Source organism: Herbaspirillum sp. CAH-3 (assembly GCF_009668275.1).
Lineage (GTDB): Bacteria > Pseudomonadota > Gammaproteobacteria > Burkholderiales > Burkholderiaceae_D > Herbaspirillum > Herbaspirillum aquaticum.
Window position 1 is genome coordinate 1 of sequence record NZ_VSWE01000044.1, and the last position, 875, is coordinate 875.

Here is an 875-nt window from a genome sequence, read left to right on the forward strand (position 1 = left end):
GCCCTGGCGACCGATCCGCAACTGCTGGCGCTGGATGAACCGGCGGCCGGCATGAACGCTACCGAGAAACTGGGCCTGCGCGAGCTGCTGGTGAAGATCCAGGCTGAAGGCAAGACCATCCTGCTGATCGAACACGACGTGAAGCTGATGATGGGCCTGTGCAACCGCATCACGGTGCTGGACTACGGCAAGCCGATTGCCGAAGGTGTGCCGGCCGACGTGCAGAAGAACCCGGCGGTGATCGAGGCCTACCTCGGTGCAGGACATTAAGCGAGACCACAGAACATGACAACGAACATCCTCAAAGTCGAACAACTGAGCGTGGCCTATGGCGGCATCCAGGCCGTCAAGGGCATCAGCCTGGAAGTCAACGACGGTGAACTGGTCACCCTGATCGGCGCCAACGGCGCCGGCAAGACCACCACCCTGAAAGCCATCACCGGCACGCTGCCCAGCAGCAAGGTGGACGGCCACGTGTATTACATGGGCAATCCGTTGAAGGGCAAGAAGTCCTTCGAGCTGGTCAAGGACAAGCTGGCGATGGTGCCGGAAGGCCGTGGCGTATTTACGCGCATGAGCATCCAGGAAAACCTGTTGATGGGGGCTTACACCAGCAATGACAAGGGCCAGATCCAGGCCGACATCGACCGCTGGTTCGAGGTCTTCCCGCGCCTGAAGGAACGTGCGGCGCAGATGGCGGGTACCTTGTCGGGTGGCGAGCAGCAGATGCTGGCGATGGCGCGCGCGCTGATGAGCCATCCCAAGCTGTTGCTGCTGGATGAACCGTCGATGGGCCTGTCGCCGATCATGGTGGAGAAGATCTTTGAAGTGATCCGCAACGTGTCGGCGCAGGGGATCACCATCCTGCTGGTGGA

The 875-nt window shown here is 61.1% G+C and carries 1 protein-coding gene and 1 pseudogene; both read left to right on the top strand.

Features of this window, described 5'->3' with window-relative positions; translation table 11 throughout:
* Positions 1 to 270: pseudogene (locus tag FYB76_RS26505) on the top strand (ABC transporter ATP-binding protein); the annotation flags it as partial.
* Positions 271 to 285: 15 nt separating this feature from the next.
* The coding region (locus tag FYB76_RS26510) for an ABC transporter ATP-binding protein (protein WP_154135603.1) at positions 286 to 875 on the top strand (590 nt) is incomplete at its 3' end.